This window comes from Mucilaginibacter sediminis, assembly GCF_051903035.1.
Lineage (GTDB): Bacteria > Bacteroidota > Bacteroidia > Sphingobacteriales > Sphingobacteriaceae > Mucilaginibacter.
This window is the reverse complement of record NZ_CP170602.1, coordinates 731,419-753,343: the sequence shown is the minus strand read 5'-3', so window position 1 is coordinate 753,343 and position 21,925 is coordinate 731,419. Positions and strand designations below refer to the sequence as shown.

Annotated in this window: 22 protein-coding genes; 7 read left to right on the top strand and 15 right to left on the bottom strand. The window is 42.1% G+C overall.

The annotated features are described in order from the left end of the window. Positions 1-6: 6 nt before the first annotated feature. Positions 7-348 carry a helix-turn-helix domain-containing protein gene (locus ACFGVS_RS02800; RefSeq protein ID WP_076378169.1) on the bottom strand — a complete coding sequence of 114 codons (342 nt, stop codon included), beginning with the start codon at positions 346-348 and terminating at the stop codon, positions 7-9. A 519-nt stretch (positions 349-867) separates the two neighbouring features. Here ACFGVS_RS02800 and ACFGVS_RS02795 point away from each other — a divergent pair. After that, positions 868-1,275: an Rrf2 family transcriptional regulator gene (locus tag ACFGVS_RS02795; protein WP_439697352.1), complete on the top strand. Its 408-nt coding sequence runs from the start codon at positions 868-870 to the stop codon at positions 1,273-1,275. A gap of 54 nt (positions 1,276-1,329) precedes the next feature. Then, positions 1,330-1,974 (top strand): NAD(P)-dependent oxidoreductase, encoded by a 645-nt coding sequence (locus tag ACFGVS_RS02790; RefSeq protein WP_439697351.1) that lies wholly within the window; start codon positions 1,330-1,332, stop codon positions 1,972-1,974. A 52-nt stretch (positions 1,975-2,026) separates the two neighbouring features. Here the strand turns inward: ACFGVS_RS02790 and ACFGVS_RS02785 are convergent, their stop codons facing one another. The 3 genes from ACFGVS_RS02785 to ACFGVS_RS02775 all read right to left on the bottom strand — a co-directional run bounded on the left by ACFGVS_RS02785 (position 2,027) and on the right by ACFGVS_RS02775 (position 6,281). Continuing rightward, positions 2,027-3,379, bottom strand: a complete 1,353-nt coding sequence (locus ACFGVS_RS02785) for a 3-keto-disaccharide hydrolase (RefSeq protein WP_439697350.1) — start codon at positions 3,377-3,379, stop codon at positions 2,027-2,029. A gap of 135 nt (positions 3,380-3,514) precedes the next feature. Next, on the bottom strand, positions 3,515-4,846 hold the full coding sequence (locus ACFGVS_RS02780; RefSeq protein WP_439697349.1) for a Gfo/Idh/MocA family protein: 1,332 nt from the start codon (positions 4,844-4,846) through the stop codon (positions 3,515-3,517). 403 nt (positions 4,847-5,249) lie between these two features. Further along, entirely contained in the window at positions 5,250-6,281 is a 1,032-nt protein-coding gene (locus ACFGVS_RS02775; RefSeq protein ID WP_090647363.1) for an aldo/keto reductase, read from the bottom strand. Between the two features lie 272 nt (positions 6,282-6,553). Between ACFGVS_RS02775 and ACFGVS_RS02770 the strand changes: the two genes are divergently transcribed. From ACFGVS_RS02770 to ACFGVS_RS02760, 3 genes are all read left to right on the top strand, one after another. Beyond that, positions 6,554-6,778 (top strand): CDGSH iron-sulfur domain-containing protein, encoded by a 225-nt coding sequence (locus ACFGVS_RS02770; RefSeq protein ID WP_090647357.1) that lies wholly within the window; start codon positions 6,554-6,556, stop codon positions 6,776-6,778. 125 nt (positions 6,779-6,903) lie between these two features. Then, positions 6,904-8,163: a serine hydrolase gene (locus ACFGVS_RS02765; RefSeq protein WP_439697348.1), complete on the top strand. Its 1,260-nt coding sequence runs from the start codon at positions 6,904-6,906 to the stop codon at positions 8,161-8,163. Between the two features lie 65 nt (positions 8,164-8,228). Beyond that, positions 8,229-8,972 carry an SRPBCC family protein gene (locus ACFGVS_RS02760; protein WP_274212963.1) on the top strand — a complete coding sequence of 248 codons (744 nt, stop codon included), beginning with the start codon at positions 8,229-8,231 and terminating at the stop codon, positions 8,970-8,972. A gap of 540 nt (positions 8,973-9,512) precedes the next feature. Here ACFGVS_RS02760 and rplT read toward each other — a convergent pair. From rplT to thrS, 4 genes are all read right to left on the bottom strand, one after another. Beyond that, the gene (rplT, locus tag ACFGVS_RS02755; RefSeq protein WP_076369188.1) at positions 9,513-9,857 is read right to left on the bottom strand and encodes a 50S ribosomal protein L20; all 345 of its coding nucleotides are present in this window, start codon (positions 9,855-9,857) and stop codon (positions 9,513-9,515) included. Positions 9,858-9,936: 79 nt separating this feature from the next. Continuing rightward, positions 9,937-10,137: a 50S ribosomal protein L35 gene (gene rpmI / locus ACFGVS_RS02750; protein ID WP_090647347.1), complete on the bottom strand. Its 201-nt coding sequence runs from the start codon at positions 10,135-10,137 to the stop codon at positions 9,937-9,939. A 124-nt stretch (positions 10,138-10,261) separates the two neighbouring features. Further along, positions 10,262-10,828 carry a translation initiation factor IF-3 gene (gene infC / locus ACFGVS_RS02745; protein ID WP_090647343.1) on the bottom strand — a complete coding sequence of 189 codons (567 nt, stop codon included), beginning with the start codon at positions 10,826-10,828 and terminating at the stop codon, positions 10,262-10,264. A gap of 1 nt (position 10,829) precedes the next feature. Next, positions 10,830-12,755 carry a threonine--tRNA ligase gene (gene thrS / locus ACFGVS_RS02740; RefSeq protein WP_439697347.1) on the bottom strand — a complete coding sequence of 642 codons (1,926 nt, stop codon included), beginning with the start codon at positions 12,753-12,755 and terminating at the stop codon, positions 10,830-10,832. Between the two features lie 261 nt (positions 12,756-13,016). Here thrS and ACFGVS_RS02735 point away from each other — a divergent pair, with 261 nt between their 5' ends. Next, complete coding sequence (locus ACFGVS_RS02735) at positions 13,017-13,616, top strand: hypothetical protein (RefSeq protein ID WP_439697346.1); 600 nt, start codon at positions 13,017-13,019, stop codon at positions 13,614-13,616. Positions 13,617-13,665: 49 nt separating this feature from the next. On the opposite strand, the gene ACFGVS_RS02730 is transcribed toward ACFGVS_RS02735, so the two are convergent. The 5 genes from ACFGVS_RS02730 to ACFGVS_RS02710 all read right to left on the bottom strand — a co-directional run bounded on the left by ACFGVS_RS02730 (position 13,666) and on the right by ACFGVS_RS02710 (position 18,741). Then, positions 13,666-14,289, bottom strand: coding sequence for a hypothetical protein (locus ACFGVS_RS02730; protein ID WP_439697345.1), 624 nt, complete (start codon positions 14,287-14,289; stop codon positions 13,666-13,668). 24 nt (positions 14,290-14,313) lie between these two features. Continuing rightward, positions 14,314-14,928 carry a hypothetical protein gene (locus tag ACFGVS_RS02725; protein WP_439697344.1) on the bottom strand — a complete coding sequence of 205 codons (615 nt, stop codon included), beginning with the start codon at positions 14,926-14,928 and terminating at the stop codon, positions 14,314-14,316. 51 nt (positions 14,929-14,979) lie between these two features. Continuing rightward, on the bottom strand, positions 14,980-15,708 hold the full coding sequence (locus tag ACFGVS_RS02720) for a (Fe-S)-binding protein (protein WP_439697343.1): 729 nt from the start codon (positions 15,706-15,708) through the stop codon (positions 14,980-14,982). 9 nt (positions 15,709-15,717) lie between these two features. Next, positions 15,718-17,040: an MFS transporter gene (locus ACFGVS_RS02715; RefSeq protein WP_439697342.1), complete on the bottom strand. Its 1,323-nt coding sequence runs from the start codon at positions 17,038-17,040 to the stop codon at positions 15,718-15,720. Between the two features lie 72 nt (positions 17,041-17,112). Continuing rightward, positions 17,113-18,741 carry an acyl-CoA carboxylase subunit beta gene (locus tag ACFGVS_RS02710; RefSeq protein WP_439697341.1) on the bottom strand — a complete coding sequence of 543 codons (1,629 nt, stop codon included), beginning with the start codon at positions 18,739-18,741 and terminating at the stop codon, positions 17,113-17,115. A gap of 426 nt (positions 18,742-19,167) precedes the next feature. On the opposite strand from ACFGVS_RS02710, the gene ACFGVS_RS02705 reads away from it, so the two are divergent. Continuing rightward, on the top strand, positions 19,168-19,941 hold the full coding sequence (locus tag ACFGVS_RS02705) for a C1 family peptidase (protein ID WP_274213729.1): 774 nt from the start codon (positions 19,168-19,170) through the stop codon (positions 19,939-19,941). Positions 19,942-20,088: 147 nt separating this feature from the next. On the opposite strand, the gene ACFGVS_RS02700 is transcribed toward ACFGVS_RS02705, so the two are convergent. Further along, entirely contained in the window at positions 20,089-20,340 is a 252-nt protein-coding gene (locus ACFGVS_RS02700) for a hypothetical protein (protein ID WP_439697340.1), read from the bottom strand. Between the two features lie 367 nt (positions 20,341-20,707). Then, on the bottom strand, positions 20,708-21,736 hold the full coding sequence (fbp, locus tag ACFGVS_RS02695; RefSeq protein WP_274213731.1) for a class 1 fructose-bisphosphatase: 1,029 nt from the start codon (positions 21,734-21,736) through the stop codon (positions 20,708-20,710). Between the last annotated feature and the right edge of the window lie 189 nt (positions 21,737-21,925).

Below are 21,925 nucleotides of genomic sequence, written 5' to 3'. Positions count from 1 at the left end.
TTAAATTTATGCGGTAGCTTTTGAGTGCCTAAGCTCTTCAAACAGCTCAATCACCTTTTTTTGCAGATCGATAACTTCGGTTTCACGATCCATTAAGCGTTTGTTAACTGTTTCCAATTCGTTAACAAATTTTTGATCCTGTTCGGCATCGTTGAATGTAAGTAGCTGAACCACCGACATTTCGAACAAAGTTGCTATTTGCTCAAGCCTTGATAAGTTAATATCCGTTATCCCGGTTTCAATTTTTGAGAATGCGGGAATGGAAATATCTAACCGCTTTGCAACATCCTCCTGGCTCCACCCTTTTTGATGACGTAATAGTCTGATTTTTTTTCCAAGTGTCTTCATTTAATTCGAATAATAATAAAGGTTTCGCAAAAGTTAATTACCTTACAATAATATTTATTATCACGCTAATTATCAACTAATTTGCACAATATTTTATTTAAAAGCGCAACCCGATAAAACAAATCACAATTATCTGCGTTACAGGGCACTAAACGAGTTTCAATCTGCCTTTTTAAGTATAGCCGAGCGCAAACTATTAAATTTTCAAACTTGTAAAATAGTCGGGATTCTTTATAGCGAAACATTCTTTTACATTTTTTTGTGGTGCCCTACCGGGTTTTGTACAAATAAAATCCGGAACAATTATATGCCTGGTATCATATAGGCAACGAGGCTGCACCCCAATTCGTCGATAAACAAATATTACGGAGCGTTCTAATATTGAGCGGTAGAGTTGGCCAAAGCTATAACCCTTTTATTTTTTAGTGCTTAAAACTATAATTTTAAAAATAACAGTTAAAACCTGTTGCAATTATCGATTACAGTCGTATCTTTGTACTGTAATAATTTTAATTACAGATGAACGGGCAATTTCAAATAGCGATACACATTCTCACCCTACTCAATGCGCAGCCGGGTGAGCTATTGTCGTCTGATTATATTGCCGGCAGCATCAATATCAACCCTGTATTGGTACGTAAAGAGATTAGCAACCTGCGTAAATACGGATTAATAGCCAGTAAGGAAGGTAAGGCCGGCGGATATAGCCTTAACCTGCCGCCCGATAAAATTCGCTTCAGTGATGTGTATAAGGCTGTAAAAGTTGCACCGGCTTTGGGTCAGGCAAAAAATAAACCCAACCCAGCCTGCTCCATAGGTAAGCAAATAAGTAAGCATCTGGATGATTTGGCCGACGAGGTTGATACAACCATCTTTGACAAACTAAAAACGATGACACTGGCTGATTTCAGCAGCAAATTCGAGTAAAAAAATTTAAACAAAACTGTAACAAATTAAATTACAATAAAAATAACAACAATTATGAAATTAGCACTAATAGGCGCTACAGGCTTTGTAGGCAAAGCTGTATTAAACGAAGCGTTACAACGCGGATATGAGGTAACTGCTATCGCCCGTAACCCTCAGGCAGCTGGTATTAATAACGATAAGCTTAAGACGGTAACGGCTGATATTTGGGATACCGATAATTTGGCAGCGGCCCTTAAAGGCCATGACGCAGTAGTTAGCGCTTTTAACGCCGGCTGGACAAATCCAAACCTTTATGATGATTTCTTAAAAGGCAGCGAAGCGATACAACAGGCTGTAAAACAATCGGGCGTTAAGCGCTTATTGGTTGTTGGCGGCGCGGGTAGTTTATACGTGGCACCGGGTGTACAATTGGTTGATAGCCCTCAATTCCCTGCCGAGTGGAAAGCAGGGGCTACAGCGGCACGCGATTACCTGAACATACTGAAAAAAGAAGATGAATTGGATTGGACATTTTTAAGCCCCGCCATTAACCTGCACCCCGGCGAGCGCACGGGCAAATTCCGTACCGGTACCGATGAACCAATATTTAACGATAAAGGCCAACACGAAATCACGGTTGAAGACCTGGCCGTTGCTATTTTAAATGAACTGGAAAACAACGAATTTGTAAAAAGAAGGTTTACAGTAGGGTATTAAGCATAATCCCGTCTCAAGTCTCGCCTTTGGAGGGAGACTTGAGACGGTTTTTCTATAGGGCCCTAACTTTTATACTCCTGAAAAACACCTCATTACCATGATCCTGTAACAATAAGTGTCCTTGAGGGGCTTCGCCAAAGTTTTTCCATATGGTATATTTACTAATGGCAACCAGGTCTTTAAATGCTTTTGAACCACGCTCGTATTCTAATACTTTAACTCCGTTCAGGTAATGCTCAACGTGATTATTAGGATAAACCACTACCCTACCAATGTTCCATGCTCCTATCGGGTGTACAAAGCGCTCCGGTTTATTTGCCTTAATAAGGTCATATAATGAAGCCAGCGTTCTGTCGCCGTCGCGGCCAAGTTTGGCATCGGGGTGTAGTTTATCATCCAATACCTGGTACTCCAGGCCTATTGCTGATCCTGTAGTGACTTCACTCAGGGTAACAAAGTATTTAACACCGCTGTTGGCCCCCGGAGTCAGCTTAAACTCAAACGAAAGGTCGAAGGCGCTATAATTGTCATCAGTAACCACATCACCACCGCCCGATTCTTCTTTACCGGCAGATGGCAGCACATGCATGGTTCCGTTGGCTACTTCCCAGCCGTGGTTAGGGAAAGTTTTGAGGGTTGCACCGCGCCAGCCGGCACTGGTTTTACCATCATATAACAGCTTCCAACCGGCAGCTTTTTCGGCAGCGGTGATACTGTTGGGTTGCAGGTTCACAACATACACATTTTTAGGAAACGGCTTTGATTTTAGATTGGTAGTTTGCAGGTTAAAGTTTTTGAAATATACTTTTTTACCGGCTTGTTTTTCGTCGTTCACCGCGTGAACCTGTAAGGCAATGAAGCCTTTAGTGTCTATGGTATCCACCACATCAGCAGTTGGGATTCCGTTTACCCAGGTTTTCATTTCGTTACCAATGCACTCAATGCGGATGTGATTGTACTCGCCCACTTTAAAGGCATCTTTGGCAGCGGCATTCAAATCAAGTGGGTACAACCAGTCGCGGCGTCCTTCGTCATAAATACCACCTGTCCATTTACGGTCCGATGGATCAATCTCAAACTGGCGGCCATAAACCAGCCCCTTGCCATCGTGACCGGCAGGGTTATAATGGCTACGTGTTTGCACACCAGAGTTGCTCAGTTTGCTTTCTATTTTGGCATCCAACTCTAAAATAAAATCGCCGTATTCTTTTTCGGTAACCAAAAAGGTGTTACCGGAGTTTAAAACGGTGGTGCCCACAATAGCCCCGTCTTCTACCTTATAATCCGCAGTACCGGCAAGGCGTTTCCAGCCTTTAAGCGTTTTGCCATCAAATATTTTGGTTTGCGCTTGGGTTAATGACGCTGTTGCAAGTAAAAGAGCTAAGGGATAGATGTATTTTTTCATGTTATGATGTTAAATGAGTACATTATTATGTTACGTCATTGCGAGGTACGAAGCAATCTCCAACAAGCTAAATCTCACATAGTTCGGGATTGCTTCGTACCTCGCAATGACGGTGTTATTAGTATTAGTGGCTGCTTACACCTTTACCTCCCAGCCTTTTTCATATTCCCGGCTCCAAAGCTTTTGGGCTTCGGGGTCGTTCAGGATATGGCCGTTGGTTGGGTTAATGTGCAGCACACGGTCAACGCGGTATGATATATTGCCTAACTGCGGCAACAAGGTTGATTTAAAACCAATTTCGATGGGGCAGTTCAGCGCCGCTACTCCCCTTATACCATCGATAAAATTCTTCAGGTGAAAACCATCAAGCGCCTCGGTAGGGCTAACTTTGTTGGTACCATCAACTTTGGTATCATCTTTAACTTCCTTCACCAGCTTGTTATCGCCATCGTAAACCTGGTAGCCATTGCCGCTGCCGTAAAACAGGGTACCTTTATCGCCATAAAATACCACCCCGCGGCTTAACTGCTCGATATTAAAACCATTACTACTCCGGCTTTCCCACTCGGCAGCCGTATTGTTGGGGAAATTATACAGGATATTCTGCGTATCGGGCGTTTGCCAATCGTCATTAAAATGGAAGCGGCCGCCGGTGGATACTACTTTGTTAGGATAATCAACCCCCAAACCCCAGCGGATCACATCCAGTTCGTGGGTACCGTTGTTCAACGCCTCGCCGGTTCCCCAGTTCCAAAACCAGTGCCAATTATAGTGTATCAGGTTATCCTGGTAGGGCTTCCGTGGGGCCGGGCCCTGCCACAGGTCGTAATTTAAATTTGCCGGCACGAGCACTTGCTTGCCATGCCCAATGCTTAACCTGTGGTTGGTATACCAGCCTTTGGCGTAATAGGCACGACCAATAACACCGTCATGCAATTCCTTTACCATGGCCTGCACGTTGGAGAACGAGCGCCGCTGACTACCCATTTGCACCAGCCGATTGTATTTTTTTGCGGCCTCAACAGCCATCTCGCCTTCGTGTGGGTTATGGCTGCAGGGCTTTTCAACATAAACATGTTTGCCGGCCTGGCAGGCCATAATGGTTGCCGGGGCGTGCCAATGATCGGGCGGGGCAATAACAACGGCGTCGATATCTTTTATTTCCAGCATTTTGCGGATATCGGTAATTCCCTTTGGCCGTTTGCCTGTTATTTTATAAATCTCTTCAATGGTTCTGTCCACTACTTTGGAGTCCACATCGCAGATATATCCTATCTCTACGTTAGGAATTTTAGCATAGCTCTGTGCCAGGTAAAGGCCGCGGCTATTGGTGCCCATAGAGCCTAAAACTACTTTTTCGTTGGGCGACCCTTTGAAAAAACCGGCTGCCTTTGAAAGTTGGGGCGCAAGTAAAAAACTTGTACCGGCAACTGACGTATTCTGAATGAACTGTCTTCGGTTAAGCATAGGTAACAGCTAAATTGGTTTACTGTAACTGCCCATGGGGCAGGCGGGCAAATTAGTTAAGTTTTGTAAAGCTTCGAAGAAAACAGACTGTTTTTTTTGAATACCATTGTAATTTAGCTGTTACGTCAATACGTTGCTAACCTAATCGGCTTGCCTAAAAACAAAAAAACAAGCCGGCAGAAAAGTGGCTTGTTTTTAAAGGATAGTGTTTAGGAGCATTAAATTATTAACTATTAACTGTCTACTTTGTAAAAATAGACATCCCCTGTTGTTATAAGGTTAGTAGAAACACGGTATTTGAGTAATTCCTACACGTGTTTTTACGTAAAAAAACGCGTGACTTTCACATCTATAGCTACAGGTTTAAAACCTGCCGCTATAGATGCTTAAATAGATAATTATATTAGTATTGTATTGGCGGAGGTATGAGTTTTGGATTTTGGCGCTGGTGCCAATACGGATATATTGGAGTCAAATCGCTGGCGGCATCCAGCTTTTTAACCTGGTCAGTAGTCAAATTCCAGCCAATGGCACCCAGGTTCTGTTTTAGCTGTTCCTGGTTACGTGCGCCTATGATGATATTGGCAACGGTTGGCCGTTGCAACAGCCAGTTAATTGAAACTTGTGCTACAGATTTACCTGTTTCTTCGGCCACTTCATCCAAAACATCAACAATATTGTACAAGCGATCGAAGTTGGTTGCCGGGCCATGAGCGCCACCTTGTACGGTTCTGGAATCTGCCGGTATGGGTTGCCCCCTCCTGAATTTACCGCTCACTTTGCCCGATGCCAACGGGCTCCAAACTATGGTACTCACATTTTGATCAATAGCTAAAGGCATCAGCTCCCATTCAAATTCCCGGTCTAACAACGAATAATAAGCCTGGTTGGCAATGTACCTGCTCCAGCCATAACGTTCAGATACCGACAGCGATTTCATTAAATGCCAGCCCGAAAAGTTTGAACAGGCAATATAACGTACCTTGCCGCTGGTTACCAGGTCATCAAGCGCGCGCAAGGTTTCTTCCACCGGGGTTGTGGCATCAAAGCTATGCATGTGGTAAATATCTATATGGTCGGTTTGCAGGCGTTTAAGGCTATCTTCTGCCTGCTTTATTAAATGCAGGCGCGATGAACCATAATCGTTAACACCATCGCCCATAGGAAGTGTGGCCTTTGTGCTGATGAGTACCTCGTTACGCAGCCCTTCCAATGCCTTGCCTAATATCTCTTCCGATAAACCCTTTGAGTATATATTCGCGGTATCAAAAAAATTGACGCCGGCATCAAGGCATAAATTAATTAGTTCTTTGGCATCATCAACCTGTGTATTGCCCCAGGCTTTAAAAAATTCGTTGCCGCCGCCAAACGTGGCCGTTCCGAAACTTAATACGGGCACCCTCAATCCAGATGCTCCTAATTGTCTGTATTCCATAGTGTAATTTTAAGCAGAAAGTTTAAAGCAAAAGGCCGTAAGCCTTTATCGCATATAACAAAACTAAAACATCTGTCTCTGTAGCGCGGATATTGCGCATCATCATTTTGTCATTTGTGGCCAGCAAAAATAAAAGGCCAGGTTATGCGCTGTCTTTGTCTTGATTCTTGACTCCTGATTCTATTCGCAGCCCCAATCAGGAACCCTTCTAAATAGCAAATAGCACCTTTAAAGGCCATTGCATTGGTTAACTTTGCGCCAAAATTTAACTTATGGCAACAACTAAACTTACTATTAATAACAATGGATCTGTAAAAATCGATGGCGATTTTGAAATTGTAGATATGCAGGGCAATAACTATGGCTTACAGGGCAGAACAATCGTTTCTATCTGCCGTTGTGGTTTATCGGCCAACAAACCATTTTGTGATGGGTCGCATAAAGGTCATTTTGAGCATGATGCAATCGCTTTTGATTTACCCCCTAAAAAGGTATAATTCGTTTAATAACGGGCGCCGCTGCTGCACCGGCAAATTATCGGTTTTTTATAACAAATGGCTCCTACGGGGCCATTTGTGTTATTATGCCGGTAAACTTGTTTACATAGCGTATATTTATCATAATGAAACAATATTGCATCCTGTTAATAATGATTGTAACCGGTTTAAAAACCTTAGCCCAACAACCAGATACCGTCTTCCTAAAAAATCTGCTGCAATCTCACCCGGAGTTGTTTAAAGGCATCCTCAACCATCCAACACAAAACGAAGTACAGATCCTGTATACGCAGATTGATCGCGATAAAAACAACGTACCACATTTTAAATCATTCAGTTACCGGCTTAATCCAAAGCGATATTTTTATCCGGCAAGTACTGTAAAGCTGCCAACCTGCATTTTCGCGCTCGAAAAAATTAACGAGCTTAAAATTAAAGCCTTTACAAAAAGTTCGGCAATGATAACCGACAGTGCTTTTGCAGGACAAACTAAAGTTAAAACAGATACATCGTCGGCCAATGGCTTGCCATCGATAGAAAACTACATAAAAAAGATACTGCTGGTAAGCGATAACGATGCCTATAACCGGCTGTATGAGTTTGTTGGACGCGAAGAGATTAACCAAAAACTAAAAAAATACCAGCTTAACAATACCCGCATTATTGGCCGGTTGGCGATAAATGATACCGGCGAGGGTACCAAACACACCAACCCTATTGATTTTTACAATGGCGATAAGCTGGTTTACCAAAAACCAGCCTTGTTTGATGGCAATGACTACCCCATGCAGCTGGATAACATGGTTCAAGGAAAAGGCTACCTGGATAAGAATGATAAACTGGTAATGCAACCTTTTGACTTTAGCCAGAAAAACGTTTATACCATTGCAGATCAGCAGATGGTTTTAAAACGGTTGCTTTTCCCCGAAACGTTCGACAAAGCGCAACGCTTCAATTTAACACCGGCAGATTATCGGCTTATCTACAAGTATATGAGCATGTTCCCCTCAGAAAGTACTAAACCCACCTATAACCGGCCACAAAATTATCCTGTTATGAGCAAACTGTTGTTTTATGGTGCTGATAGTACCGCGGCGCCCGATGCAAACATCAGAATTTTTAATAAATACGGCGACAGCTATGGCTACAACATTGACAACGCTTATATAGTTGATTTTAAAAATAACGTGGAGTTTTTACTTACCGCCGTTGTTCAATCAAATGAGGATGGTATTTACAACGATAATAAGTACGAGTACGCTACGGTATGCCTCCCCTTTTTGAAAAACCTTGGGCAGGTAATCTATCAGCATGAATTGCACCGACTTAAGAAACACCTCCCGGATTTAACCAAATTTAAATTTAATTACCATACGGTTAAATAAAATACGATTCAATAAAACTTACCATGCCATGTGTTGTTTAGCTTTAGCACCATTTAAACAAGCACATGGCAACTACCATAATCGAATACAAAGATAATTTTCCCATACTTTATGGCGATGACAGGGTAAACCTGAACTGGCCGGAACGTTATACATCTATCATTGGTGGTGTAAAACTCGGCTGGTCGGGCTTTAAGAACATTTTCTCGAGCCCATTTTCAAGTGTTTTAAAAATTGGCGCGGGTGGTTACCTGTTAAACCGCGGCCTTACAGGGCATTGTGAGCTTTATAAGCGCATTGGCAAACTTTCTACCAGTCCTATAAACGTTAATATCCGGTCGTCATTCACGGTAAACCAACCAAGGCATAAGGTTTATAATTTTTGGCGAAAGCTGGATAACCTGCCCTTGTTTATGAAACACCTGGAAAGCGTGGAAATTATCGACTCTAAATATTCTTATTGGGTTTTAAAACTACCTGCCGATATGGCAACCGTAAGCTGGCATGCCGAAATTGTGAAGGATGAGCCAAACGAAATGATAGGCTGGAGTTCGCTACCCGATTCGGCCATTAATAATGCGGGCAAGGTACGTTTCCAGGATACGGTTGACGGCACAGGCACCGTAGTTGATATTGTGATTAGTTACCAACCACCCGCAGGAGGCATAGGCGCAGGTATAGCGCAGGTATTGAACCCATTATTTAAAAACATGGTTGATAAAGACGTACAAAACTTTAAACAGTATATGGATCTTGATAACGGATTCGAAGCATCTTTTGATACGCCGGAGGTTATTATTATATCTTAAAGACTGTCTAAATTTGATTTATCAATGGTTTTATATTTCTCATGAAGCACATATGCATGCGTCATTATAAGGTACTAAGCAATCCCCTGCATGCGAAGTCCCAAATAGTTCGGGATTGCTTCGTACCTTATAATGACGTGTTTGTAAGACATTGATTACCAAGGCTGTTTTTTGACGTAGAGACGCATAATTGCGTCTCCCGCATGCAAATCACACATGCAAATCGACCTTGCAATTGAGCTTGCAAATTCTGAATGTCCTGCGGGAGACGCAATTATGCGCCTCTACAATAGCCCCATTCGCTGCCATGTCATTGCTATTTTTTTCAGCGTAAGCTTGTGTTCACTCGCAATGACGGTAGTTTAAGACCTCCGTTCAACTATATTCTTTGCACGTCATAACGATTTTTTCAGTTTACCTTAAAGATACAATGACGGTCTGCTTTTTTAATTTTAGACAGCTTCTTAAAAGCATTAAAAAAAGCCGCCTTGCAATATGCAAGGCGGCTTTTAAATTCAATGGCAACGCCGGTGAATGTTATTATTTTACTGCATCAATAACGGCTTTGAAAGCGTCAGGATGATTCATTGCTAAATCGGCTAATACTTTACGGTTTAAACCGATTTCTTTTGCTGCTAATTTACCTATTAATTGAGAGTAAGAAATTCCGTGCTGGCGGGCACCGGCGTTGATACGCTGGATCCATAAAGCCCTGAACTCTCTTTTCTTGGTTTTACGGTCACGATAAGCGTACTGTAAACCTTTTTCTACTGTGTTTTTTGCAACGGTATAAACCTTGCTGCGTGAACCCCAATAACCTTTGGCGAGGTTCATGATCCTTTTCCGGCGTCTTCTCGACGCTACTGCGTTAACTGAACGTGGCATGTTGTTTGATTTTGGTAGTGAGTGCCTGCCTTTACAGCCGAACTTAAAACTCTAATACCTGGTTAAAAAAAATTGTGAATTACTTTCCGATGCAAAGCATGCGTTTAACATTTCCACTATCAGCTTTAGAAACTAAGCTGGTGTGGCCAAGGTTACGCTTACGTTTAGTCGACATCTTAGTTAAGATGTGGCTTTTGAATGCATTCTTCCGAGTGATTTTACCTGTTCCAGTAAGCTTAAAGCGCTTTTTAGCACTGGAATTGGTTTTCATTTTTGGCATAACTATTTAATTATATGTGCAGATGTGCAGATATGCAAATGTGCAAATCATTACACCCGCGGGTTTGATCTTTAATGCTTTTTTCATCTGCACATCTGCACATCTGAAATTCGCACATTTAAAATTATTTTTTTGCCGCTTTAGGTGCAAGGGTTAAAAACATCCTTTTACCTTCAAGCTTTGGTAATTGCTCCACTTTACCTACATCCTCCAATGCCTGTGCAAAACGAAGTAGTAATATCTCGCCTTGCTCTTTGTAAACAATGGCACGGCCTTTAAAGTGTACGTAAGCCCTCACCTTTTCGCCGGCTTCCAAAAACTTAATGGCATGCTTTAATTTAAATTCAAAGTCATGGTCATCAGTATTAGGCCCGAAACGAATTTCCTTTATAACAGTTTGCTTGGCATTGCTTTTTATCTCTTTTAGCTTTTTCTTCTGTTCGTAAATGAACTTGTTATAGTCCGTTACTTTACAAACCGGAGGTACGGCGTTTGGAGATATTTCAACCAGGTCAAGTTCCTGCTCCTGCGCTATAGCAAGGGCATCTCTTAATGAAAAAATACCTTGCTCTACGTTATCACCTACAAGGCGAACTTCCTGAGCCCTAATGAATTGATTGATGTTGTGTTCAGCTTCTTTTTTCTTAAAAGGAAGCCTTGGTCCTCTATTGAAAGGTTTGTTTAATGCCAAGTTATACTTTTATTTCTTTAATTATTTGTTCTTTAAAATCTTCTATGCTCATACTTCCCAAGTCGCCCAAACCATGTTTCCTTACAGAAACCATGCCTTCGGCAGCTTCTTTTTCACCCACTATCAACATATAAGGGATCTTTTTGACTTCAGCATCGCGTATCTTACGCCCTATCTTCTCGTCCCTGAAATCAATCAGCCCGCAAATATCGGAATCTTTTAACACATCAGAAAGTTTTTTTGCATATTCCTCGTATTTTTCTGATATCGGCAGGATAATAAATTGCTCAGGCGATAACCACAGCGGAAAATTACCTGCGCAATGCTCAATTAACACAGCAATAAAGCGTTCCATCGATCCAAATGGCGCCCTGTGGATCATAACCGGGCGATGTTTTAAGTTGTCGCTGCCGGTGTATTCCAGTTCAAAACGCTCGGGCAGGTTATAATCTACCTGGATGGTACCCAATTGCCATTTACGGCCCAGGGCATCACGCACCATAAAATCGAGTTTAGGGCCATAAAATGCCGCTTCGCCATATTCTACAACGGTAGTTAGGCCTTTCTCGTCTGCCGCTTCAATAATAGCCGACTCAGCCAGCGCCCAGTTCTCGTCGGTACCGATGTATTTGGCTTTATTATCCGGATCACGTAACGATACCTGCGCGGTATAGTTTTCGAAGCCCAGGGCCTTAAACACGTATAATACCAGGTCAATTACTTTTTTAAACTCATCCTTTACCTGGTCGGGACGGCAAAATAAGTGGGCGTCGTCCTGAGTAAAGCCACGTACCCGGGTTAAGCCGTGCAGCTCGCCGCTTTGTTCGTAACGATATACAGTACCAAACTCAGCCAAACGGACCGGAAGATCTTTGTATGATCGTGGTTTTGTTTTATAAATTTCGCAGTGGTGCGGGCAGTTCATTGGTTTTAAAAAGAACTCCTCTCCCTCCTGCGGGGTTTTTATAGGCTGAAACGAATCGGCACCATATTTTTCATAGTGACCAGATGTTACGTATAGATTTTTATGGCCGATATGTGGTGTAATTACCTGTTCGTAACCAGCTTTAACCTGTGCTTTTTGTAAAAAGTTAGTTAAACGCTCGCGTAGTGCAGTACCTTTAGGCAACCACAGCGGCAAGCCCATACCCACTTTTTCGGAAAAAGCGAACAGTTCCAACTCCTTACCTAATTTCCTGTGATCGCGCTTTTTGGCTTCTTCAATCATGTGCAGGTATTCGGTAAGCTCGCTGGCTTTAGGGAACGTTACAGCATATATCCGGGTTAACTGCTTGCGTGTTTCATCGCCGCGCCAGTAAGCACCGGCAACGCTCATGAGTTTAACAGCTTTTATAAAACCGGTGTTGGGGATATGCGGCCCGCGGCACAAGTCGGTAAAGTTACCTTGTGTGTAAAATGTAATGGCGCCATCGGGCAGATCTTTGATGAGGTCGAGTTTATACTCATCCCCTTTATCAGTAAAATACTCAATAGCATCGGCTTTACTAACCGGTTTGCGAATGTACTCCTCTTTGGTTTTGGCTAACTCAATAATTTTATCTTCGATCTTTTTGAACTCATCTGACGAAAATTCACGATCACCAAAGTCTACATCATAATAAAACCCGGTTTCGATAGCCGGACCTATACCAAATTTGGTACCTGGATAAAGCGCCTCCAAAGCCTCGGCCAATAAGTGGGCTGATGAATGCCAGAAGGTTGATTTACCTGAAGCATCGTTCCAGGTTAATAATTTAACGTGCGAGTCTTTTTCGATAGGGCGGCTGGAATCCCAAACCTCGCCATCAACTTCGGCTGCTAAAACGTTACGTGCTAATCCTTCGGAGATCGACAACGCGATCTGGGCGGAAGTGATCCCCTTGTCGTACTGACGAACGGAACCATCGGGAAGTGTAATACTAATCATCTACAACTATGATTTAAAGTTTATAAAATTACGTTTGCACAATCACCTACAAAGTGATTGTATATTTTGAGGTGCAAAAATAGGATTATTTTTAGGATTTCGGAATTGGGAATTTCGATTTCGGATTTGAACAAAGTGGTAAGTAAACACATAGCGCCACATAGCATCAAGATATCAACTATTATTTTTTTAGATTGAATTTTTGATTATTTTCAAATCGTTTAATCAACTTCATTTCCATAACCTTTATCACACCAAACAATGATCATCTACGGCACCAAAGCTACCCTTCGAAAAACCGATTTTATTGCAGATGCATGCCCGGCCTGCGGCGCAGGTAATGTAATGCAGATGAACGTATTTCAACGGTACGCTCATGTGTACTGGATACCGTTTTTCCCAATCGGTAAAACCGGTGTTTCGCAATGTACCAATTGCAAACAGGTGTTAAAATTCGACCAGATGACACCTTCGCTAAAAATGAGCTATTACAATATTAAAAAGCATACCGCGGTGCCTGTGTGGACATTTTCTGGCGTTTTTATTATCTGCCTGATAGCAGTAGGCGTAACTATTTCCAGCAGGCAAACGGCTAAAAAGGTGAGCAGCATGATTACTTCGCTCAAAAAGGATGATATACTGCAAATTAAACTAAAGGATAGTGCGTACACCCTGATTAAGGTTAACAGAGTTGTTGGCGACAGCATATATTGTGTTGCCAATAAGTATCAAACTAATTTGGAATCGGGTATTGATGACTTGAAAAGTAAGGAGTTTGAAACCGAAGAAGATGGCATAAGTACCGCCGATTTGAAACTAATGGATAAAAAAGAGCAGATATTGGATGTTGAAAGAAATTAGAACTGGTGCCATACATCCCTCCAGCCTGATACCTATGCAGATATAGTACTTATTGCAGATAATTATTATCTTTACAATTAAAGCCGATAATATTTTCTGCTTTGCGAGTGGTAATTAGCTGGTCAAATTCTTTATCTGTGATAGATCCTATCTCTTTAAGCCATTTTAAAATCGATACTTTATCCTCATACGGCATGCCCTCATCAAAGTTTGTGTATTTATTTTTATAATAAGTACGTATGGCATCGTGAACCTCTTCTATAAATGTAGATACGGTTTCCTTATCCGGTTCTGCAGCCAGTAATTCCAATACCTTGCTCCCGCCGCTTAGGTAAATAATTTCTTTGTTACGCCGCCTAAATGCATAAAAACTTAAAAAAACAAATAATGCAAAGCAAAAACACTGAATTAAAAGATTGCCCAAGTCGTAGTGCTTATACACTCCCCGAGTTATTCCATACACAGATATTGCATTGAAAATCAAAAGAACATTAAAAGCATTATTAGACGATTTGTCTACCTTTTTCACTATTTCAAAACCAAGTTCTTCAAATTTAATGAGGTATTCCAACTCCTCGTTGATGGCTTTCTTTTTAACGGCTAAATGACCGTTTTTAATATGAACTTCATTTTTAAACGATCTTGTTTTTTGAATTAATTGTTTGGAAGTCATAAGGTTCGGGTTAATTCTCTTTTACTAAATATCTTTGTTACGATTAAATCCGATAATATTTTCGGTTTTATATTTTGCGATTAACACGTCGAACTCTTCAGTAGTAATAGACATTATATCTTTAAGAAATTTTAATATGTACACTATATCTTCGTATGGCGTATCTTCATCAAAATTCAGATATTTGTCTTTATAATAGGCGCGAATGGCGTTATGTATTTCATCAATAAAATCCAATACTGTTTGTTTATCAGGCTTATCGGCTATTAATTCCAGCGTTCTTTTTCCTCCGCTTAAAAAAATTGTTTCCTGGTTGCGTTGCATAAACATTGAAAAGCATAGCCCACCAAAAAACGCGATACCCAGGCACCAACCTAATATTTCAGATAATGGAATGTGTGTATAAACCCCATAGATCACTTCATATACCGGTAACAGGGTAAAACCCAAAAAGATATAAAAAGCAAAGTTCCCTTGCCTGTTAATCTTTCTGATTATATCAAAACCGACCTCCTCAAATTTAACGTTATATTCCAGGTCTTCTTTTAGGCTTTTCTTTTGAAAGTTTATATGATCGCTCTTAATAGTGATCATATTTTTCACATCCCATCCTTTTTGAATCAAGTGTTTAATAGCCATGTGGGTTTAGGTTAAAAGTATTATTTCTAAGCTGACATTAATTATTAAAAATCACACATTCCCCCAACCCAAAGCCAACACATCAGCAAGATGAATAGTTTTGATAAGCAGGCTATTTTTATCGATATACGTTTGCAGCTGCATTAAACAAGACGCATCTGTCGAGATAATATATTCTGCACCGGCGGCTAAAGCATTATCTACTTTTTGCTGCGCCATCGCGGTAGAAATAGCTTCGAACTTAACGGCAAATGTACCGCCGAAGCCGCAACAGGTTTCGTTATCTTTTAGTTCAAGCAGTTCCAGTCCTAATACTTTGGAGAGGAGTTGCCGCGGCTCGGTTCTAATCTTGCACTCGCGCAGGGCGGCGCAGCTATCGTGGTAAACGGCTTTGCCATCCAGCTCGGCGCCGAAGTAATCAAACTGGAGGATGTTGACCAGGAAATCCGACAGCTCGTAAATATTACCCTGTATGGCCCGGCATTTATTGTGCAGGGCTGTATTGGTAAATAAATCGTTATAGTAATTTTTCACCATGCCCGTACACGACGCCGATGGCGTAACGATGACGCTATCTTCCGAAAAATCATTCAGGAATTTACTGCCCACTGCTTTGGCATCATCCCAAAAACCGGCGTTAAATGCCGGTTGCCCGCAGCAGGTTTGGTTTGGATTAAAGCTAACCTTACAGCCTGCCTTTTCCAGCACTTTTATGGTATTAAAAGCAGTATCAGGAAATAATTGATCTACAAAACATGGTACAAACAGCTCTATCTTCATCGGCACAAATTATTCGGCGCTAAATTCCGTATTATTTTCATTGTTTTTTTCGGCTTTCAGCAAAGAAAACAATAAAAACAATCCAACGATAAAAAATAATCCTAACACCAATACTGAATTGCGCGGACTGCCGGTTAATTCTTCAATAAAACCGAAGCTAAACACCCCGGCAACTATAGCCAGCTTTTCGGTAACATCATAAAAACTGAAGAATGAGGCCGTATCGGGAATATTTTCCGGAAGGTATTTTGAATAGGTAGACCTTGACATAGATTGTATGCCCCCCATTACCAGCCCCACAACAACGGCAACCAAATAAAACTGGGTATCGGTAGTTGTAAAATATGCGGCTACACATACACCTATCCAGATAATTACTGTACCGATAAGTACCCGCACGTTACCAAAAATGCCCGACAGCCTCGACATTAAAGTAGCGCCGCCTATGGCCACCAGTTGTATAATCAGGATGATTGAAATGAGTGCTGCCGTACCCATATGCAGCACTTTTGCAGCAAAACCCGTTGCCACAAGCATAACAGTTTGTAACCCCATGGAGTAAAAGAAAAACGCGGGCAAAAATCTTTTTAGCAGTGGCATGCCCTTCACTTTTTTCCACACGTTGCCTAATTCAATAAAACCTCCTTTGATAATATTGTGCTCATGGCTCACCGCATTCGGGCTACCTTTGGGCAATACAGAAAAAGGAATCAGAGCGAAACCTATCCACCACAAACCTACCAGCAGAAATGATAACCTTGCCGGGAAGCTTTTATCTAATATTCCAAACCATTCTGGTTTTAATACAAAAAGAAAACAGATTAGCTGCAATAACACGCTGCCAATGTAACCATAGGTAAAACCTTTGGCACTCACGTTATCCTGCATATCAATGGTAGCTATCTCCGGCAAATAAGAATTGTAGAACACAAAACCACCGCTATAACCAATGGCCGCCAGTGCAAAGGCGATAATGCCCATCTCCAAAGTATCTTTTGTAAAAAAAAACAAACTACAGCAGGATAACGCGCCGATACAGGTAAAAAACTGCATAAATATTTTCTTGTTGCCCTTGTAATCGGCAATAGAGGATAATATGGGCAGCAGCAAAACCATCACCATATAGGCAGCAGCAAGGGCATAATCTGACAATGCGGTATTCACAAAGCTTTTACCGAAGAACATTACCCTATCGCCATTTTTAGCGTTAGCTGTGATGGCCACATAATATGCCGGAAAAATTGTTGAGGTGATGACCAGGTTATAGGCCGAGTTGGCCCAATCAAAAAATGCCCAAGCCCGGATGGTTTTCTTGTTATTTTTGGTTTCCATTGATAAGATAAAAGTAGCGAAAAAGAATTGAGAACTGTGAATCAAGAACTAAGACAAACCCACAACTCACAACTACGTCTGTATCACCCCCACATTAAACGCCTTCTCAATGGGCGCGTGGTTAGCCGCTTCTATCCCCATGGATATTACCTTACGGGTTTCCAGCGGATCGATAATGCCATCAACCCAAAGCCGTGCAGCTGCGTAGTATGGCGTGGTTTGGTTGTTATACCTGTCGGTGGTTTGTTTTAACAATTCCTGCTCTTTCACTTCATCCACCAACTCCCCTTTTGCTTTTAACCCTGCCGACTGCATTTGCACCAGCACCTTGGCTGCCTGCGCGCCGCCCATAACGGCTATTTTTGCAGATGGCCAGGCATATATCAGCCGAGGATCATAGGCCTTGCCGCACATGGCGTAGTTACCCGCACCGTACGAGTTGCCTATAACTATGGTAAACTTGGGCACTACAGAATTGGCAACCGCGTTTACCATTTTGGCCCCATCTTTTATAATGCCTCCCTGTTCGCTGCGGCTGCCTACCATAAAACCGGTAACATCCTGCAAAAATACCAGCGGAATTTTCTTTTGGTTGCAGTTCATAATAAAGCGGGTTGCCTTATCGGCCGAGTCGGAATAAATGACGCCGCCAAACTGCATTTCTCCTTTTTTCGATTTAATCACCTTGCGCTGGTTAGCCACAATGCCCACCGCCCAGCCATCAACCCGGCCCAGGCCGCAAATGATAGATTGGCCATAACCTTCCTTATATTCTTCAAAAGCCGAATCGTCCAGTAACCGTAATATGATCTCGCGCATATCGTAAGCCTTCTCGCGGTTATCGGGCAAAATGCCGTAAATATCTTTGGGGTCTAACTTTGGTGCAACCGGCTTAATCCTGTCGAACCCGGCCTTGTTATAGTCGCCCACCATGCTCATGATATTACGGATAGAATCGAGGCAAGCCTGGTCGTTAGGTTGTTTATAATCGGTAACGCCCGAAATTTCGCAATGCGTGGTAGCGCCGCCCAGGGTTTCGTTATCCACATCCTCGCCTATGGCCGATTTTACCAGGTACGATCCTGCCAGGAAAACCGATCCGGTGCCCTCTACAATCATAGCCTCATCGCTCATGATAGGTAAATACGCGCCACCGGCCACGCATGAGCCCATAATGGCCGAAATCTGGACGATACCCATACTGCTCATCATGGCATTATTCCTGAAAATGCGGCCGAAATGTTCTTTATCCGGGAATATCTCATCCTGCAAAGGCAAATACACTCCTGCCGAATCTACCAGGTAAATGATAGGCAGCCGGTTTTCCATAGCTATTTCCTGCGCGCGTAAATTTTTCTTTGCGGTTATCGGGAACCAGGCGCCGGCCTTTACCGTGGCATCATTGGCCACAATTACACATTGCCTGCCCGATACATAGCCAATACCGCAAATAACACCACCAGACGGGCAGCCGCCATGCTCGGCATACATGCCATCGGCGGTAAACGCGCCAACCTCCAGCCAGGGTTTATCTTTATCTATCAAATAGGCCACCCGCTCGCGCGCCAGCATTTTGCCTTTTTCTTTTTGTTTCAAAGCAGCCTTTTCGCCACCACCCAGGTAAACTTTTTTAAGCCGGGTTTTAAGCTCATAAACAAGCTGCTTGTTTATATCTTCATTTATATTGAATGACAGATCCATAATTGGTATATAATAGAAAACGTAATTTAGGGATAATTACCGTTGTAAAGATAATTTTTAGTTTTCATTTGGTCATTGGTCATTGGTCATTGGTCATTGGTCATTGGTCATTGGTCATTGGTCATTGGTCATTGGTCATTGGTCATTGGTCATTGGTCATTGGTCATTGGTCATTGGTCATTGGTCATTGGTCATTGGTCATTGGTCATTGGTCATTGGTCATTTAAGGGCAAGTTTGATTGGCAACGATTGTTTTAATTTTTTTAATAAATCTACCAATGACTAATGACAGCGCAGCGTCAATGACTAGTGACCAATGGCCAATGACAAACCAGTAGCACTACGCTTAAAATAGCGTAAAAACACGTATATATATTTACCTGAATCCATATAGCTTTACTTCACAATTACTTAGCCCCATCTGTCATGATACAAAAAACTCAACACTACGGCTGGACACCCGACCTGCCCGATCACCGCGATTTAAGATATGCCATAGTTAGACCCGAAGCTTTAGCCAAGCCGCTACCCCCAATGGTTGACATGCGGCTACAATGCCCGCCTGTTTATGATCAGGGCCAATTAGGTTCATGTACGGCCAATGCCATAGGCGGCGCTTTTCAGTTTGAACTCATGAGGCAAAAATTGCCGGTTTTTAATCCATCGCGCCTGTTTATTTATTATAACGAACGGGTGCTGGAAGGCACTGTAAGCCAGGACAGCGGGGCCCAGCTGCGCGATGGCATAAAATCGGTAGCCACACTGGGTGTTTGCGACGAAAAACTTTGGCCGTACAACATCAAGAAGTTTGCCAAAAAGCCAACAAAAACATCATTTACAAAGGCAAAAAAAAGTCAGGCCCTGCAATATACCCGTCTAAATAATATGAATATCAGCGAGCTCAAATCGTGCCTCGCTACCGGAAATCCTTTTGTTTTTGGGTTTACGGTGTACCAAAGCTTTGAAAGTGCTACAGTTGCACAAACCGGCGTACTACCCATGCCTTCAAAAACCGAAAGTGTTTTGGGTGGCCACGCGGTTATGGCTGCCGGGTACGACGATAGTAAAAAAGCATTCATTATCCGCAACAGCTGGGGCGATGCCTGGGGACAAAAAGGCTATTTTTTAATGCCCTATGATTACATTACCAGTACTGACCTTGCAGATGACTTTTGGACAATAACGCAGGTAGAAGGGTAATTTGGGAGGTATTTAATATGACATGGTAACCACGATAGTGCTTTTCGTTGGCTGAGCTTTTGATACCGGCAATCTGCTTTACCTTAGGTTGTCTTCCGGCCTGACACTGTGTATTATTGATCTTATTTAGTTCGGGCCGGCACTACCTCATGCTTTTCTTAAGGTGATGATGCGCATCCAGTGCATTAGCTTCATAACCGGGTAAACCGGGTCTATCTCAAACCATTTTTTCCCAAAATTGGCACTATTTGGGTGCTTATGGTGGTTGTTCTGGAACAACTCGCCCAGCATCAAAAAATCAAATGGTGTTGTATTTTTTGATTTATCATCATTGTCAAAATTCCTGTACCCATACTTATGGCCACACCCGTTAACAATAGCACCATGGGCCCTTATCATAAAATGTATGGGCAATAACAAAAACATCCACCAATGAGGAGAAAAAAACATAAAAACAGGCATACGCCGCGCCAAAGAGTAGTCTTGATAATATTGAAGAGTCCATGCGGTCAACTATCTACCATTTAGGATAATGCCGCGGAAATTGAGTCCGGAAACAGCTGGTACTTGGTAAATCTCTCAAGGATTTACCTTATAGATTAAACTGTTAACCGGATTATTTATTGTGGCATAAGCGGTAAGGCAACATAATAAAAAAGCACCCTCCATTAAAGGAAGATGCTTTATGAATAAGTTTATGCGATTAATATGATGGCTTTCTTTACGTGCAGGTTGTTAATATAGCATCCTAAACAGCCAATTTACCCTAAACCAAGGCAACTGCACTTTTAGGTGAAAAAGAATTCATAAACTCCTGCGCTCTTTTTACCATTAACTTCGATCCTATAAATATAGCCGAACGCTGATGGAGCTGCTCTACTTCAATATCCAAAATTCTGTCGTATCCGTTAGTAGCCAAACCACCTGCCTGCTCCACAATAAACGCCATCGGGTTGCACTCGTAAACCAGGCGAAGTTTTCCATTTTTATACTGTGCTGTGGTTGGGTAAATAAATATGCCCCCCTTTATTAAATTCCGGTGAATATCTGCAATCATCGATCCGGTGTACCTTGAAGTATACGGCCTATTGGTGATATCATCTTCTACCTGGCAATATTTAATATATTTTTTAACACCTTCGGGCAAATGGGTGTAGTATCCTTCGTTTATAGAATAAGTATTACCTTCGGCAGGAATACTCATTTCGGGGTGCGACAAGCAAAACTCTCCGATTGAGGGATCAAGTGTAAAACCGTTTACCCCCTTACCTGTGGTATATACCAACATAGTGGATGAGCCATAAATTACATATCCCGCTGCTACTTGTTCGGTACCATTCTGCAAAACATCCTGAAGCGTTGCTTTACCTTCGTTTGATTTTCTGCGGTAGATAGAAAATATGGTACCAACACTTACATTTACATCAATATTAGATGAACCATCCAGAGGATCAATAGCCACAATATATTTGGCGTTTTTTGATATTTCAGAGTCGATATAAATATGCTCTTCATTCTCTTCAGAAACAACAATACAACATTCGCCGCCGCTTTGCAATGCCGAAATGAACTGTTCGTTTGCATATATATCCATTTTTTTCTGGTGCTCCCCGTGTGAATTGGTTTCGCCTGTTTCGCCAATGATATCAATCAGCCCGGCCTTATTAATTTCGCGGTTTACAATTTTTGCTGCGATACCTAAATCGCGTAAAAGCCGCGAAAGTTCGCCTTTGGCATACGGAAAATCGGCCTGCTTCTCTATAATAAATTGCCCTAACGTTTTTACTGTCTTCATATAGATTGTTTTTAGTTTTAAAAATAAAGACACTCTTTGTGCACAAAGCAGTGTCGCAGGTAAAAGTTAAAATTGGTGGCGCCGACTACCTTAATGCGCCAGCCTGCAATTAGCTATTTATTGCTATAACTATCTAAAAACCTTTTTACTAAGGTAATTGGAGACCAAAGCACAACTGTCATGCACTGT